The organism is Neisseria sp. P0024.S006, from assembly GCF_051956595.1.
Taxonomy (GTDB): Bacteria; Pseudomonadota; Gammaproteobacteria; order Burkholderiales; family Neisseriaceae; genus Neisseria.
On the sequence record NZ_JBQCXH010000095.1, the window covers coordinates 1 to 369 of the forward strand.

A 369-nucleotide genomic window follows, 5' to 3' on the forward strand; every position below is an offset into this window, starting at 1 on the left:
TCACTTTGTTCGAACCTGCGCTCGCGGTCGTGCCTTTGGCGTTGACGGTGTAAACGTCTTGGCCGTTGGCGCCGACGGTTTTCACCACGTCTTTGATGTTGGTACCGGCGGCAACTTCGGTACGGGCGGCGGCGCTTTGCTGTTTCAGCTGGCTGTAGTTGACGGCGTCGGCGTCATCGGTACCGGCGGCTACATTGGTAATCTTGTTGCCGGCGGCATTAATGCCGGACTTGGTCACACTTGGGCCGCCGCTGATGGTGAGGCCGTCTGAATTCAGTTTGCTGTCGCCTGCGGTGACGCTGTCGACGGTGATGTCTTTGGCCAGTTTGAAGTCAATCTGGTTGTCGGACACGGTGGTAACGATGTTGC

1 pseudogene is annotated in these 369 nt (G+C 58.3%); it reads right to left on the reverse strand.

Features of this window, described 5'->3' with window-relative positions:
- A pseudogene (locus ACTHUF_RS11450) lies at positions 1-369 on the reverse strand (hypothetical protein); the annotation flags it as partial.